Genomic DNA, 14,005 nt, shown 5'->3' with positions numbered 1-14,005 from the left:
CGCGGCGGACACCGGGAGCGGGGTGCCGGGCGGGCCGCCTGCCGCGGGTACCGAGGCGTAGGCGGGCAGGACGGGTACGCCGCCGAGCCGGTCGGACAGGAGGCGCGCCGTACGGGCCGTGTCGGCGGCCGACTCGGGGGCGCGCGACCCGGCGGCGGCCAGCACGACGGCGCTCGGTCGCCGGGCGCCGGCCTCTTCGAGGCGCGCGTGCAGCGCTTCGGCGAGCAGGGGGTGGGGGCCGAGCGGGCGGGCGAGGCGCGCCGTGAGGTGGGGCGCGTCGGCGAGCGCCGCGGGGATGTCGTGGCCGACGTGGTGGCCGCGGGCGAGCAGCAGCGGTACGACGACGGCCGGGCCGCGCAGCCGCGCCAGCGTGTCCGGGAGCAGGGGCGCGTTCAGTTCGATGTGGCCGAGGCGGACGGTGAGGCCGGGGCGCAGGGCGCGTACCTGGTCCAGGAGGGCCGTCACGGTGCGCAGCGCGCGGGGGTCGCGGCTGCCGTGCGCCACCGCGACGAGCGGGGGGCGGGGTGCGGCCGGTGGGCGGACCGCCGGGCCGTGGCGGGGCAGGCCGTACAGCCTGACCCGGCCGAGCCGTTCGCCGAGCTGAGTGGTGATCTCCGTCATGATCTGCGCCGTACTGTCGAAGGGGGCCGCGGTGCCGGAGGGGCCCGCGGGCGGTGGGGTCGGTGTCGACGCCGTCATGGAGGGAGCCTGGCAGCCGGTCGTTGCGGTGCCGTTGCGCGGGTGTGACGGCGGGTTTCGGGTGGCTGTCGGGGGGCGGAGGCGGTAGGTGAAGTGCCGGGCTCCACGCCTATGGGGTGCGGGGGCCGTGCGTGAAGTGCCGGCTCCACGCCCACGGGGCGCGAAGGCCGTACGTGAAGTGCGGGGCCGGGCACCTCACCCACGGGGCACGGGCACCGTGAGGCGCGCTTCCCCGGCCCGTAACACCGGCCCGGACCAGCGGAAACACGCGCGGCGCAGGCTGGACGCATGACTGCCGCCACCCCCCGCACCACCACCGCCCCGGCGGCGCCGCCGGAAGCACACCCGCAGGTGGACACCCATTGCCCGTACTGCTCCCTCCAGTGCGGCATGGGCCTGCGCCGCGCCCCGGCGGGCGCCGCCGGTCCCCCGGCCGAGGTCGTGGAACGCCCGGCGTTCCCCGTCAACCGGGGCGCCCTGTGCGGCAAGGGCCGCACCGCCGCCGAGCTCCTCGCGCCGGGCGCCCGGCTGACCGAGCCGCTGGTAAGGGACACGGCGACCGGCCGCCTCGTGCCGGCGGACTGGGAGACGGCGCTGCGCCGGGTCGCCGACGGCCTGTCCCGTACCGGCGCCGCGTACGGCAAGGACGCGGTGGGCGTCTTCGGCGGGGGCGGCCTGACCAACGAGAAGGCGTACGCGCTGGGCAAGTTCGCGCGGGTGGTGCTCGGCACCTCGCAGATCGACTACAACGGCCGGTTCTGCATGTCCTCGGCCGCCGCCGCGCACCAGCGGGCCTTCGGCCTGGACCGCGGGCTGCCGTTCCCGCTGGCCGACATCGCCCGTACCGGCTGCGTCATCCTCGTCGGCTCGAACCTGGCGGAGACGATGCCGCCCGCGCTGCGCTACCTGACGGAGCTGAAGGAGAACGGCGGCCGGCTGATCGTCGTCGACCCGCGCCGTACCCGCACCGCCGAGCAGGCGGACCTGCACCTGGCGCCGCGCCCCGGCACCGATCTGGCGCTCGCGCTGGGACTGCTGCACCTGGTGGTGGCCGAGGGCCGTACGGACGAGGAGTTCATCGCGGCCCGTACCAGCGGCTGGCCCGAGGCACGGGCCGCCGCGATGGCCCACTGGCCGGAACTGGTGGAGCGGATCACCGGCGTACCGGTCCCCCAACTCCGCGACGCAGTACGCCTGTTCTGCGACGCGGACAGCTCCATGGCCCTCACGGCGCGCGGCCCCGAGCAGCAGGCGAAGGGGACGGACACGGTCGGCGCGTGGATCAATCTGTGCCTGGCGACCGGGCGGGCAGGGCGCGAGCGCTCCGGTTACGGATGCCTGACCGGCCAGGGAAACGGGCAGGGCGGACGCGAACACGGCCAGAAGGCCGACCAGTTGCCGGGCTACCGCAAGCTGGCCGATCCGACCGCGCGGGCGCATGTGGCGGGCGTGTGGGGCGTACCGCCGGACTCCCTCCCCGGGCCCGGCCGCAGTGCGTACGAACTGCTGGACGCGCTGGGCCGGGAGGTACGGGCCCTCCTCCTCATGGGCTCCAACCCCGTCGTGTCCGCACCCCGCGCCGCCCACGTCGAGCAGCGCATCCGGGGGCTGGACTTCCTCGCGGTGGCCGATGTCGTGCTGTCGGAGACGGCGGCGCTGGCGGACGTGGTGCTGCCGGTCGCCCAGTGGGCGGAGGAGACCGGGACCACGACGAACCTGGAGGGCCGGGTACTGCTGCGCCGCCGCGCCCTGGCCCCGCCACCCGGCGTCCGCACCGACCTCGAAGTTCTCAACTCCCTTGCCACCCATCTTGGTTGGGAAAAGGGCTTCCCCTCCGATCCGGAGGAAGTCTTCGACGAACTGCGCCGCGCCTCGGCCGGCGGCCCGGCCGACTACGCCGGGATCACCTACCGGCGGATCGCCGCCGAGGACGGCGTCTTCTGGCCCTGCGCCGACGAGGACCACCCCGGCTCTCCGCGCCTCTTCCTGGACCGCTTCGCGACCCCCGACGGCCGGGCCCGCTTCGCCCCGGTCACCCACCGCCCCGCCGCCGAGGAGCCTGACGAGTCGTACCCGGTGGTCCTGACCACCGGCCGGGTCCTGGCCCAGTACCAGTCGGGCGCCCAGACCCGCCGCGTCCCGGACCTGAACGCCGCCGCCCCCGGCCCGTACGTGGAGATCCACCCGCGCCTCGCCCGGAAGTACGGCATCGAGGACGGCCGCCCCGTGGCGGTGACCTCCCGCCGCGGCCGCGCGGTGGCCCCCGCCCGCTACAGCGAAACGATCCGCCCCGACACGGTCTTCATGCCCTTCCACTGGCCGGGCCCGGGGCGCGCGAACACCCTCACCAACCCGGCTCTCGACCCGACATCGGGGATGCCGGAGTTCAAGGTGTGTGCGGTGCGGGTGGAGGCGGTGGAGGCGGTGGAGGAGTCGGAGGGGGCGCAGGAAACGGAGCCGTTGGGGGCGTCCCGCCCGGCCGACGCGTTTGCGGGCCCGGCGCCCGGGCACCGGCGGCCTCCTGCGGCCCCGGGCGCCAGGCGCCGGTGACGGCGTTACGCCGCCGGCCTCTGCGCGCCGGTGACACACCGGATCGCGGTTGCCGCATCCCGCGCCACACGGGTGGGCGCGAAAGCCGCCTCGGACCACACCCGGTCCCCCGAGATCCACACGCTGCGCAGACCCAGGCCGTGCGCGCCGGCGATGTCGGCGTGCGGCGAGTCGCCGATCATCCAGGCGTCGCGGATCGGGACGCCGGCCGTCGCGGCCGCGGCACGGAAAATGTCCGGCTCCGGCTTCTTGTGGCCCACGGTCTCGGAGACCACCCAGCCGTGCACCACCTGGTCGAGCCCACAGCCCCGGATCTTCGCTTCCTGCTGCGCAGTACGGCCGTTGGTGACGACGACGCAGGTCCAGCCGCTGTCGCCGGCCTCCTTCAAGGCGGTCCGCACAGCGGTCGGCAGCACGACGCGGTCGGCACCTCCCCGGTCGAGGAGTGCCTTGACCGCGCTCTCGGCCACCCGCCCGCCGTAGCGATCGGTCATGGCCGCGGCGACCTTGTGGCGCGGGGTGTATCCGCTCGCGTCCACCGCCATCAGCCAGTCGGCATCCGACGCCGCAAGCGCGCGCTCCCCCAGGAACGCGACCACCGCGTCCCGGAACGCGGCATCGCGGTCGACCAGGGTGTTGTCGAGATCGAGCAGCAGCAGCGGCATGCCGCCGAGTAGATCATGGGCGGTATGCCGCCGGAGACCGTTTCCGTGCCCTCACGGCGTGCACGCCTCCGCGATCGACAGGCTGTTCTCGTAGAGGTGGTGGCGGGTGATGCGGCCGTTCTCGACGGTGAGGCGGAGGGCGAAGGGGCCCTCGAAGGTCTTGCCCGTCGTGCGTACGGTTCCGGAGACGTGGCCCGTCAGGACGGCGTCGGTGCCGTCGACCAGGAAGGCGTCGACCGAGGCGCGGGCGTCCTCGGGGACGGTGTGGGCCGCCAGCTCCTCCGCCTGGGCGGCGCACTCGGCAGCCGTCCTACGGGGCCGGATCCACGGGACGACGGGGTTCTCCGCGAGCAGCCAGTCGACCTCGTCGGCGAACAGCTCCGTGAGCCGCCCGGTGTCCCCGGCCATCCGGGCGGCGAGGAACTGCTGCACGACGGAGCGGGTGGCCTCGGCGACGGGGGTCTCGTCCGTGGTCGTACCCGGGGTGGCGGCGGTGGGGTGGTCGGTCATGGCGCTCTCCTCGCGGGTGCGGCCGGAACCGGCGGGGGTTCCCGCCGGTGTGCCCGATGCTGCCGTGGGCGGGGAGGCCGGTCGATTACCCCGGGGGTAAGGGGACGGATCGATTACCTCGGGGGGAAGGGGACGGAGGGGACGGATCGACGTCCTCAGTGGTGCCACATCTTCCCGTCCACGTTGTGGATCATCCGCTGGAGCACCTTGAGCGTACGGACGTACTCCTCGTCGCTGATGCCGTCGTGGAGCGTCGCGCGCATCTCCTTCTGGAGCGCGGCGCACCGGGCGTGCAGGTCCGCGCCCTCGGCGGTGATGTGCAGCCGGTCGCCGTCGGCGGTGGCGAGGCCGCGGTCGAGGAGGGCGTCGACGGCCGCGCCGATGCCGTCGGCGCCGACATCCAGGTAGCCCTTGAGCATGTCGGTCACCTCCGCCCGGTCGCGGCCGCCGGCGTGGCCCACGAGCTGGTTGAGCACCCACCACTGGGGCTGGCTCAGACCGTGGCGGGCCAGCCCGGCGCGGATGTGGGTGACGGCCGCCGTGTGGGCGGCCCAGGCCCAGTAGCCGATGGGCTGGCCCGCGAGTCCGGCGTCGCTGTGCGAGTACTGCATGGTCGTGTCCTCACCTGTGGATGGTGGGCGGGTGCCCCGGTGAGGAAGAACCTAGGAGCTCAAGCGGACTTGAGGTCAATCGTGAGGTCAACAGCGGCCGGGAGACGGTCCGGTCACCCCCGCCCGTGCGCCTCGACCTCCTTGAGGTACGCCTCGCGGGTCGCTTCATCCAGGAAGGACGCACGGAAGGAGTTGCAGGCGAGGGTGCGCAGGGTCTCCTCGTCCAGGTCCAGGGCGTCGCGTACGGCGGTGAAGTTGTCGTCGGCGTAGCCGCCGAAGTAGGCGGGGTCGTCCGAGTTGACGGTGACCAGCAGGCCGGCGTCCAGCATCGCGGGCAGCGGGTGGTCGGCCATCGTGTCGATCACGCGCAGCCGGACGTTGGACAGCGGGCAGACGGTCAGCGGCACCTGGTCCGCGACCAGGCGGGCGACCAGCTCCGGGTCCTCCAGGCAGCGCACGCCGTGGTCGACGCGGTCCACGCCGAGCACGTCCAGCGCCTCCCACACGTACGCGGGCGGGCCCTCCTCGCCCGCGTGCGCCACGCACTTGAGTCCGGCCTCCCGCGCCAGGGCGTAGACCTCCTTGAACTTCGACGGCGGGTGCCCGACCTCCGCCGAGTCCAGGCCGACGGCGGTGATCCGGTCCAGGTACGGGCGGGCCGCCTCGAAGGTGGCCAGCGCGGACTCGGCGCTCTGGTCGCGCAGGAAGCACATGATCAGGCGGGTGGTGATGCCGTACCGCTCCCCGGCGGTGTCCAGCGCCCGCGTCAGGCCCTCGACGACGGTGCCGAGGGGCACGCCGCGCGAGGTGTGCGCCTGCGGGTCGAAGAAGATCTCCGCGTGCCGGACGCCCTGCGCCTGCGCGCGGGCCAGGTAGGCGTGGGCGAGGTCGGCGAAGTCGTTCTCGGTGCGCAGCACGGCCATCAGCGCGTAGTAGAGGTTCAGGAACGACTGGAGGTCGCTGAAGGAGTACGCGCGGCGCAGCGCGTCCTCGGTGGCGTACGGCAGGGTGACGCCGTTGCGCTCCGCGAGGGCGAAGGCCAGCTCGGGTTCCAGGGTGCCCTCGATGTGGAGGTGCAGTTCCGCCTTGGGGAGCGGGGGGTTCGCCGGGTTCGGGGTGGTGGGGGGCACGCTGGGATCACACCTGTCTGCTGCTCGGTACTGCCTGGGCTGCCGGGACCGCCGGGGCCACTGGGGCCTGTGCGGTTCGGGCAAGTGGTCCAGGTTATCGGGGCGGGGGTGCCGGGCGGCCGGTTGGGGCGGCCGTACAGTGCGCCGTGTCCGCAGCCCGTCCGCGCACTCGGCCTCCCGTGCGACCTGTTCGCAGAGGTTGCCGCCGAACCCCATGAACAGCCACCTCCGGACCCTGCCCGTCGCGCTGCCGCCCGTCCACCACGAGACGATCGGCTCCTACCTCAACCGCCTCGCCGACGCCAGCCACCTGCCCATCGGCCACTTCTCGTTCCTGATCGGCCCCAGCCGCCGCCACCGCCGCGACGGTAACCGGGTCGGCTACTGGGCCCCCGCCGCCCTGCCCCGGCTGGCGGCTCTGACCGGCCAAAGCGTTCCCACGCTGATCCACGCGATGCCGGTCCTGGCCGAAGTACGCGAATCCGGGCAGCACCGCCAGCGGCTGGCAATCGAAGAACTGGCCGAGCGCCGCCGGCGCCCCGCCTGCTGTCTCTGCATGGCCCGTCGTGGCATTCATGGACTCGTCACTGCCGACAGCTGATCCGCTGTTGCATGACCACCGAACTGTCGCCTCGCCCCGGGCCAATTTCCCTGGACCAGCCGCCGTCCCGCAGATATCGTCCCCGGGTGCCTCTTCGTCAGTACGTCTACTTCGCGTTGTTCAGCCGGCGCACCTCCGCCGCGGAGATGACCGCGTTGCTGGGCATCGCACCTGACGAGGTGTCCGTACGCGGAAGTCGTTCCACGGAACCCGTGGTGAGGCCCGTGAGCCACTCCTGGAAAATCGTGTGTCGAGAGCCGGGCTTGTGTGTCGACGAGCAGATCGCCCGTGTCCTGGACAGGCTTCGGCCCCACACGGCCCGAATCGCCGAACTCGCCGGCCGTCTGGCCGCTGAGGAACAAGAACACGGCGGCGCCGTCCTGGAGGTCGTGCGCTACTTCAACGACACCGACCAGGAACAGCAGCCCCTCCATCTGGGGCCTCCGGAAGGTCCCAACCTGTTTGGCTGGCATCTGAACCGTGACGCGCTGGACTTCCTCACCGCTACCGGAGCCGTCCTCGATATCGACGAGTACGACATGACTTCGCATGAAGACGGCGAATGAGCCCAACCTGACGGCCGACGCAACCGGAAACTGCCACGTTTTACGAGAATCGCGCCTCCAACGTCTCAGCAGAACCGACGAACCCCGCTCCAGAGCACACACGCCTGCCGTGGTCCCCTGCCTGATCGCTCCGTGGTTTCCTACGTCGAGTCGGAGACCCACGGCCGTCTGGACCGGGAACTGACCCCCGTGCTAACGCTGATGAAGGCCTACCATCAGCTACAGGCGGCCGCACTTTCTCAGGCGGAATCAGTAAGCATGATTCGGCACATACGGGAGGGCACCTCGTGACCACCGACCCCCGAACCCTCATCTGGTCCAAGTCTTCCTACAGCGGCAATGGTGGCTCCTGTGTTGAGTGGGCCCCGGCGCAGACGACCACCGGAATAGTTCCCGTCCGGGACAGCAAGAACCCGGACGGGCCCGTTCTCTCCGTCCCCACCCGTTCGTTTGCAGAGTTCATCGCGGGCGTCAAAAGTGGCGCATTCTTCGCCGCGTGATGCGGCGCGGTAGCGCTGTCCGGCCTTGAGCCCCGCCACCCCCATCCATCGGAGTGGCGGGGTTCTCAGTGCGCTCGTCCGTGCAGCCAGTCGCCGCCGGGTATCGGTGTGCCGGATGTGCGCAGGCGCCCGGCGAGCGGTTCGGCGGCCACGTATACCCACGCCCGTACGCTCCGGCCGTCCGCGCACTCGGCCTGCCGCGCCACCCGCTCGTAGAGGTTGCCGGGAGCGCCGGGCACGTGTCCCTCCAGCCGGTCGAGTGCGGCACGCACCGCGTCGTAGACGTCCGCCCGCGGCCGTACGAGATCGCCGTGCACGACCGCCTCGGCGGGGCCGGTCACGGCGTACGGATAGCCTGGCCCCTCGTACAGCGACACGCCTCTGACCAGCGCGGATTCCTCGCCTGCCGTACGGCCGCGCAGGCACCGGGCGTGGTTGGCCCGGCCGGGGCGCAGCGTTCCGTAGACGAAGAACGGCAGGCGCTCGGGCTCGGTGGTCATCCGGGCGGGCTCCTTCGGGTCTCGTACGGCCGAGGGCCGTACGGGGGGCCGGGCCCCTCGTTCCCGCAACCATGCCAGGCCACGGCGCGTCGCTGCTTGCAGAAGTATCAGGAGTAACAAGAACAACGGGGGCAACGGATGACACAGCAGGCACAGCGGGCCGGGTGGCTGCGGCGCATACGGAGCCGGGTGCGCCTGCCCCGGACGCGGCGCGGGCAGCGGCGGGCCTTCCAGGTCGCCGTGCTCGCCTGTGTGGTGGCGCTGTTGCCCGCGACCTGGCTGAACGCCACCACGGGGTCCCGGGTCCGTACGGTCGAGGACGTTCCGGCTGCGCCGGTCGCCATGGTCTTCGGCGCGGGCCTGTGGGACGGCGAGCCGTCCCCGTACCTGGCGCACCGGCTGGACGCCGCCGCCCGGCTCTACGAGGACGGCAAGGTCCGCGCGGTCCTCGTCACCGGCGACAACAGCCGCGAGGACTACGACGAGCCGGACGCCATGCGCACGTACCTGGTCGCGCACGGCGTGCCCGGGAACCGGATCGTCAGCGACTACGCGGGCTTCGACACCTGGGACAGCTGCACCCGCGCCCGCCGGATCTTCGGCGTGGACCGGGCCGTGCTGGTCAGCCAGGGCTTCCACATCCGGCGCGCGCTGGCGCTGTGCGACGCGGCCGGGCTCGACGCGTACGGGGTCGGCGTCGACGACCGGCACGACGTCACCTGGTACTACGGCGGCACCCGCGAGGTGTTCGCGGCAGCGAAGGCGGCGGTCGAGGCGACGGTACGGCCCGATCCCCACTTCCTCGGACCGCGGGAGGGCGGGGTGACGGCGGCGCTGGGGTGACGCGCCGCCGCCGTCCCCGCGTCCTCAGCCCACGATGGCGCGGGCGTACAGCCGGAAGACGTCCGCGCCGAAGTACGGGCTGTAGGAGGTCCGGTGGCTGTCCGGGCCGGAGGGGCCGCCGCCGTTCAGGCCGCCGATGTCGCCGACCACGTACCCCGTCTTCGTCCGCTCGTCGAAGCGGCTCAGCCACGGACTGCCCGAAGTGCCGCCGTAGAACCCGCCGCACTCCATGCGCAGCTGCCGCTGGCCGGTGAGCCGGGTCGTCCGTACCGCGCACCGTATGGCCTGGTCGGCGGGGTCGTTGCGGGCCGTCGGGTAGCCGATGACGGTGACGTCGGTGGTGTAACCGGGCGTGCGGGACAGGATGTTGCCGCCGGTCACCGACTCCAGGGCGCGGCCCTCGCCGTCCGGTTTGACCGTCGCGAACGCGAAGTCGAGGTCCGATCCCGGGCCGGTGTCGGTGCGCCGCGGGTCGGTGAAGCCGCGGTCGATCGCCCAGATCCCGTACGGCTGGTCCGGGGCGCCGGAACGATACTGCGGGACAAAAGCCGCACGCGACCCCGGATTGCAGTGCCCGGCCGTGAGGATCAGGTTGCGCCGCGGGCTGCGGACGACGCTGGCGGTGCAGTGGTGCGCTTTCGCGTCCTGGTCCACAGAAAAGAGCACGCCGACCGAGGGCACGCCCTCGAAGTGCTGCGCGGAGCCGGCGGCCCCCGGGGCGGCCGTCGTGGTCCGGGTGGTGGGCGCCGCGGCGGCCTTGCCGCCGCCCGGGCCCGCGGGGACGGCCGAGGCCATCCGCCCGGCCGTCCAGTACCGCGCCGCTGCCTCGCTCGTCCAGCCGCGGCCGCCGTCATCGCCGTCGGCGGACGCGCCGTTCGCGGGCGCCGTCCCTGCGGACGCGCCGTTCGCGGGCGCCATGAGGAAGCAGAGCGCGAGCCCCACCCCCGCAGCGGCCGTCCCGCCCAGGGCCAGTCGTCTGTGCCGGTGCTTGCGGCGGTGCCCCGGACCGTTGCCCGGCCCGCCTTCCGCCCCGCCGTCGCCGCCTCGCCGCATCACGGATCGCCGCCCCACCTCAGCTCGTCTCCCGCTCGACCCAGGCGAGGTACCCGGCCCCGCCCCGCGTGACCGGCGTCGCGATGATCTCCGGTGTGTCGTAGTCGTGCGCTTCGAGGAGGTACGCCTCCAGCGCCGCGTACCGGGCCGCCGCCGTCTTGAACAGCACCTGCCACTCCTGAGCCGTCTCGATCGCGTGCTCCCACCGGTACACGGACGTGACGGGCGCGCCGATCTGCGCGCACGCCGCCACCCGTGCCTCGATCGCGCCGCGGGCCAGCGCCTCCGCCTTCTCGGCGCTGTCGGTCGTCGTCATGACGGTCAGGAAGCCGGCCGGGCCGCCGTCGTCCGCCGCGGCTTCCTCGGGCCGTTCCCGCTCCGCCGGTTCGCCTCGCACCTGGACGTCCCCCTTCGGGCACTGGTCGATGATCGGGTCCTTGCGCATCGTACGGACCGTCGTGATCATCCTGCCTCCGGCCACCGGCCCGCGCCGCGTACACCGGCCATTCGGCAGCCGCCCGGCCACCCGTCAGGATGGACCCCTGCGGCGGCGCGGTTGGCCGGGCCGGTACGGGTACCAGTACTCCGGCACCGGCGCCGGTCCCGGCGCCGCGGACCCCGATCGAAAGGCCGCGTCATGGACGACCTCAGCAGCCTCACCCGCCGCCAGCTCGACGACGCCAGGGCCTCGGCACACGGACGCAGCGCCCATCTCTTCCTCCAGGACGGCCCGCTCCGGCAGACCGTGATCGCGCTCATCGAGGGCGCCGCGCTGGACGAGCACACCACGCCGCCCGCAGCCAGCCTCCAGGTGCTGCACGGCCGGGTACGGCTGACCGGCACCGGCGACGACCGGGATCTGATCGCCGGTCAGGTCGTACCGGTCCCGCACGAGCGGCACGGCCTGAAAGCGCTGCAGGACTCCGCCGTCCTGCTGACGGCCGTCACCGCGACGAAGTCCATGAACTGAGGGCAGCGGGCCGGGCTCCGGGGAGGCGCGGCCCGCGCTTCCCCGGGGCTCGCCCCTCAGGCCACCCACTGGTCGAAGGCCAGCTTGCACAGCAGCGAGACGACGACCACGACCAGCACCCCGCGCACGAACCCGGCGCCCCGCTTGAGGGCCATGCGCGCGCCGACCGTGCCGCCCACGAAGTTGAACGCCGCGAGCAGCGCGCCCAGTTGCCACAGGACCGTGCCCTGGTAGGCGAACATGGCCAGCGCGCCGACGTTGGTGCACACGTTGACGATCTTCGCGGTGGCCGAGGACGTGACCAGGTCCATGTGCAGGATCGCGGCCAGCGCCACGACGAGGAAGGCGCCGGTGCCGGGGCCGATCAGCCCGTCGTAGAAGCCGATGCCCAGGCCCGCGACGAGGACCGCGGCCAGCACGCGCCGCCGGGTGACGGGCCCGGAGGGCGGCGGCGCGGTGCCGAAGGCCGGGCGGAAGAGGACGAACGCCAGCACGCCCACCAGCACGGTCATGATGAGCGGGCGCAGCACCTCGCTGTTGATGCCCGCCGCGAAGAACGCCCCGCCCAGCGAGCCGCCGAGCGCGGCCAGTCCGATGCGTACGGCGGTGCGCAGGTCGACGGGGGCCTTGCGTACGTACGTGTATGCCGCGGCGGCCGTGCCGACGACGGCTGTGGACTTGTTGGTCCCCAGGACGTAGGCGGCGGGGGTGTGCGGGAGGCCGACGAGCAGCGCCGGCAGGAGCAGCAGACCGCCGCCGCCCACGACGGCGTCGATCCAGCCGGCCGCGAGGGCGGCCACGCACAGCAGGAGGGTCGTGGTCAGCGATATGTCTGCGGGCACCGGCCGATCTTATGGAGCCGGGCGGGACAGGAGAGGCGCGCGTGGCGGGAGTCACAGAAGACCGGTGGCGGGCGGCCCGTGACCGCCGCCCGCCACCGGCCCGTACAAAAGGCGCCCCGCCCCGGCACTGGTGGGGCGGGGCGCCGCGTCCGTCACCCGGCGAGGGCCTTGGTACGCCGGTGAGGACGGTCGGGGACGGACCGCTGGAGGCGGTCCGGGGCGGGACGCCGGGGGCTGGGGCCGGACGGGGCGGGACCGGACGGGGCAGGACCCAAGGGGGTGGGGCGGCGGTCCGCGGCGCGCCGTTCCGAGCGGTCGGGAACGGCCCGTGACGGGCGGTCCGGAACGAGCCGGTGGCTCGCAACGGTCCGTTTAGGACGTTCCGGCCGCCGCTCCCCCGGCACCGGCCCCACCGGCGCCACGGACTTCGCCGTACGGAAGCGGGGCGTCCGCAGAACCACGTGGTAGGCACGGCACTTGAGGAGGCAGTAGGCGCGGTGCAGCACAACCGGAAGCGACATCACGCACCGCCCTCCTTCGTACCGCCGTCCGCCCGCCCCAGCAGGTCCACCAGTCCCTCCGCCAGTCCGCCCGCCCAGCAGGCGTGGTCATGACCGCCGTTGTACTCCGTGTACGCGACGGAGTGCCCGAGGCGGCGCAGCGTGTCGCGCAACTCGCGGGACCGTTTGCGCATGTCCCCCTCGTAGCGGCCGACGCGCAGGTGCGCCCGCAGGTCGCGGGGGCCGCCACCGGCGTACTTCGTCCGGTCCGCGTATTCCTCCGCCAACCAGGAGGGGCCCTCCGCGGCATCGGTCCCGTCCACGGGTCCCGGCCCCTCCGGCCGCCACCACAGCGAAGGCGACTGGGCCAGCACCTTGCCGAACCGGCGCGGCGCCGCCAACCCGGCGTACAGCGCGGTGAGCCCGCCCAGGCTCTCGCCCGCGACGACCGTGCGCGACGGGTCGAACGTCACCGGCAGCCGTGCCGCCGCCCAGGGCAGCAGCTCGGCGGCGAGGAAGTTCACGTACGCCTGCCGGCCGCCGAACTCGCGGGCGCGGGTGGCGTTGTCCACGGCGTCCGGCGCGAGCACGACCAGGGGCGGCAGCACGCCGTCCCCGATCAGCCGGTCGAACAGCGTCTGCACACCGAGCCGCCCGAACCACAGGTCGCCGTCCAGCAGCACCAGCGTGTCCGCGCCGCCGTCCGGGAGCGGGCCCGGCGGTACGTACGTCCATACGTCACGCCGGGCCGCGAGGGCGGCGCTGGTCAGCCGGTGCTGCTCCACGAGGCCCCGGCGGCCGCTCCCGGCCGCCCGGACCGCGGGCGCCCACGGCCGCCACGGCTGCGGCGGCGCGTCGGGCAGTTCGAAGACCGAACGGCCGGCTCCCTGCCAGCGGCCTGGAACCGTACGGGGATTGAGCGGGTCGGGCCCGGACGCGGCGAGCAGCGGGAGCAGCCGGGCTTGGAAGTCGTCCGCGGCCACGGCCGACGTGTGGTGGCGCCCGGCACCGCCCCCCGTATCGGGTGCGATGGCGTACGACCCGCGGTGGTCCGACCGCAGCCGGTAGGTGAGGTGCCAGACGTCGGTGCCGTGGATGCGGCGCATCAGGCTGCCCGCGAGGTGCGAGCGGTCCACGAGGCGGTTGACCAGGAGGAGGACGCGGCGGGTGTCCTCCGTGCCGCGCCACAGGAAGGTGACGGCCCGGTGCTCCGGGTCCCACGGGATCGGCTCGACGAGCGGGGTGCCCTGCGCCTCGGTCTCGGCCCAGAACTCCCGTACGGCGGCGTCCCGTCCGCCCGCCACGGAGGCGGCCAGCGCGACGATCCGCGGGCTGTCCACGGTTTCGGCCGGTGCCGGGCGCGACGAGCGCGGCGGGCCGGCGGGGACGGGGGAGGCGGGGGCCCGGCCCCCCCGGCCGCCGCGCCCGTCGCGCCCCGCACCCGCCCAGACACCGGAGAGCCCGC

16 protein-coding genes and 1 pseudogene are annotated in these 14,005 nt (G+C 73.8%); 7 read left to right on the top strand and 10 right to left on the bottom strand.

The genetic code is table 11. The features are described from left to right. Window positions 1-699: sirohydrochlorin chelatase (locus IH45_RS01000000144675; RefSeq protein WP_234440872.1), on the bottom strand; the 699-nt coding region annotated here is incomplete at its 3' end. A 390-nt stretch (window positions 700-1,089) separates the two neighbouring features. Between IH45_RS01000000144675 and IH45_RS0140625 the strand changes: the two genes are divergently transcribed. After that, window positions 1,090-3,249: a molybdopterin oxidoreductase family protein gene (locus tag IH45_RS0140625; RefSeq protein ID WP_234440873.1), complete on the top strand. Its 2,160-nt coding sequence runs from the start codon at window positions 1,090-1,092 to the stop codon at window positions 3,247-3,249. A gap of 5 nt (window positions 3,250-3,254) precedes the next feature. Here the strand turns inward: IH45_RS0140625 and IH45_RS0140620 are convergent, their stop codons facing one another. The 4 genes from IH45_RS0140620 to IH45_RS0140605 form a co-directional block, all read right to left on the bottom strand. Next, window positions 3,255-3,914, bottom strand: a complete 660-nt coding sequence (locus IH45_RS0140620; RefSeq protein WP_032919362.1) for an HAD family hydrolase — start codon at window positions 3,912-3,914, stop codon at window positions 3,255-3,257. Between the two features lie 51 nt (window positions 3,915-3,965). Further along, complete coding sequence (locus tag IH45_RS0140615) at window positions 3,966-4,424, bottom strand: nuclear transport factor 2 family protein (RefSeq protein ID WP_030681409.1); 459 nt, start codon at window positions 4,422-4,424, stop codon at window positions 3,966-3,968. A 155-nt stretch (window positions 4,425-4,579) separates the two neighbouring features. Then, window positions 4,580-5,035, bottom strand: a complete 456-nt coding sequence (locus IH45_RS0140610) for a MarR family winged helix-turn-helix transcriptional regulator (protein ID WP_030681406.1) — start codon at window positions 5,033-5,035, stop codon at window positions 4,580-4,582. Window positions 5,036-5,148: 113 nt separating this feature from the next. Then, entirely contained in the window at window positions 5,149-6,165 is a 1,017-nt protein-coding gene (locus IH45_RS0140605) for an adenosine deaminase (protein WP_050515541.1), read from the bottom strand. Between the two features lie 214 nt (window positions 6,166-6,379). Between IH45_RS0140605 and IH45_RS0140600 the strand changes: the two genes are divergently transcribed. From IH45_RS0140600 to IH45_RS1000000147460, 4 genes and pseudogenes are all read left to right on the top strand, one after another. After that, window positions 6,380-6,766, top strand: coding sequence for a TniQ family protein (locus IH45_RS0140600; RefSeq protein WP_050515540.1), 387 nt, complete (start codon window positions 6,380-6,382; stop codon window positions 6,764-6,766). An 86-nt stretch (window positions 6,767-6,852) separates the two neighbouring features. Beyond that, the gene (locus IH45_RS0140595) at window positions 6,853-7,332 is read left to right on the top strand and encodes a DUF4279 domain-containing protein (RefSeq protein WP_030681399.1); all 480 of its coding nucleotides are present in this window, start codon (window positions 6,853-6,855) and stop codon (window positions 7,330-7,332) included. Between the two features lie 117 nt (window positions 7,333-7,449). Beyond that, window positions 7,450-7,623, top strand: a pseudogene (locus IH45_RS1000000150450) (transcriptional regulator); the annotation flags it as partial. Then, the gene (locus tag IH45_RS1000000147460; RefSeq protein WP_078898021.1) at window positions 7,620-7,832 is read left to right on the top strand and encodes a DUF397 domain-containing protein; all 213 of its coding nucleotides are present in this window, start codon (window positions 7,620-7,622) and stop codon (window positions 7,830-7,832) included. The pseudogene IH45_RS1000000150450 and the gene IH45_RS1000000147460, both read left to right, overlap by 4 nt. 65 nt (window positions 7,833-7,897) lie before the next feature. Here the strand turns inward: IH45_RS1000000147460 and IH45_RS0140590 are convergent, their stop codons facing one another. Then, a complete protein-coding gene (locus tag IH45_RS0140590; RefSeq protein WP_030681397.1) occupies window positions 7,898-8,332 on the bottom strand; it encodes a gamma-glutamylcyclotransferase family protein in 435 nt (144 codons plus the stop codon). Window positions 8,333-8,470: 138 nt separating this feature from the next. On the opposite strand from IH45_RS0140590, the gene IH45_RS0140585 reads away from it, so the two are divergent. After that, window positions 8,471-9,175 carry a SanA/YdcF family protein gene (locus IH45_RS0140585; RefSeq protein WP_050515539.1) on the top strand — a complete coding sequence of 235 codons (705 nt, stop codon included), beginning with the start codon at window positions 8,471-8,473 and terminating at the stop codon, window positions 9,173-9,175. A 24-nt stretch (window positions 9,176-9,199) separates the two neighbouring features. Here the strand turns inward: IH45_RS0140585 and IH45_RS0140580 are convergent, their stop codons facing one another. Continuing rightward, window positions 9,200-10,246 carry a trypsin-like serine peptidase gene (locus IH45_RS0140580; RefSeq protein ID WP_030681391.1) on the bottom strand — a complete coding sequence of 349 codons (1,047 nt, stop codon included), beginning with the start codon at window positions 10,244-10,246 and terminating at the stop codon, window positions 9,200-9,202. Between the two features lies 1 nt (window position 10,247). Continuing rightward, complete coding sequence (gene cutA / locus IH45_RS0140575; protein WP_030681389.1) at window positions 10,248-10,544, bottom strand: divalent-cation tolerance protein CutA; 297 nt, start codon at window positions 10,542-10,544, stop codon at window positions 10,248-10,250. A 321-nt stretch (window positions 10,545-10,865) separates the two neighbouring features. Between cutA and IH45_RS0140570 the strand changes: the two genes are divergently transcribed. Beyond that, complete coding sequence (locus IH45_RS0140570) at window positions 10,866-11,198, top strand: cupin domain-containing protein (RefSeq protein WP_030681386.1); 333 nt, start codon at window positions 10,866-10,868, stop codon at window positions 11,196-11,198. 56 nt (window positions 11,199-11,254) lie between these two features. On the opposite strand, the gene IH45_RS0140565 is transcribed toward IH45_RS0140570, so the two are convergent. Next, complete coding sequence (locus IH45_RS0140565; RefSeq protein WP_030681381.1) at window positions 11,255-12,040, bottom strand: sulfite exporter TauE/SafE family protein; 786 nt, start codon at window positions 12,038-12,040, stop codon at window positions 11,255-11,257. 520 nt (window positions 12,041-12,560) lie between these two features. Further along, window positions 12,561-14,005, bottom strand: a 1,445-nt coding sequence (fes, locus tag IH45_RS0140560; protein WP_234440871.1) for an enterochelin esterase, incomplete at its 5' end; no start/stop codon positions are given.

It is taken from the genome of Streptomyces rimosus subsp. rimosus, assembly GCF_000720725.1.
Taxonomy (GTDB): Bacteria; Actinomycetota; Actinomycetes; order Streptomycetales; family Streptomycetaceae; genus Streptomyces; species Streptomyces rimosus_A.
Note: the sequence above shows the minus strand (reverse complement) of the source record. Positions and strands in the feature narration are given on the sequence as shown.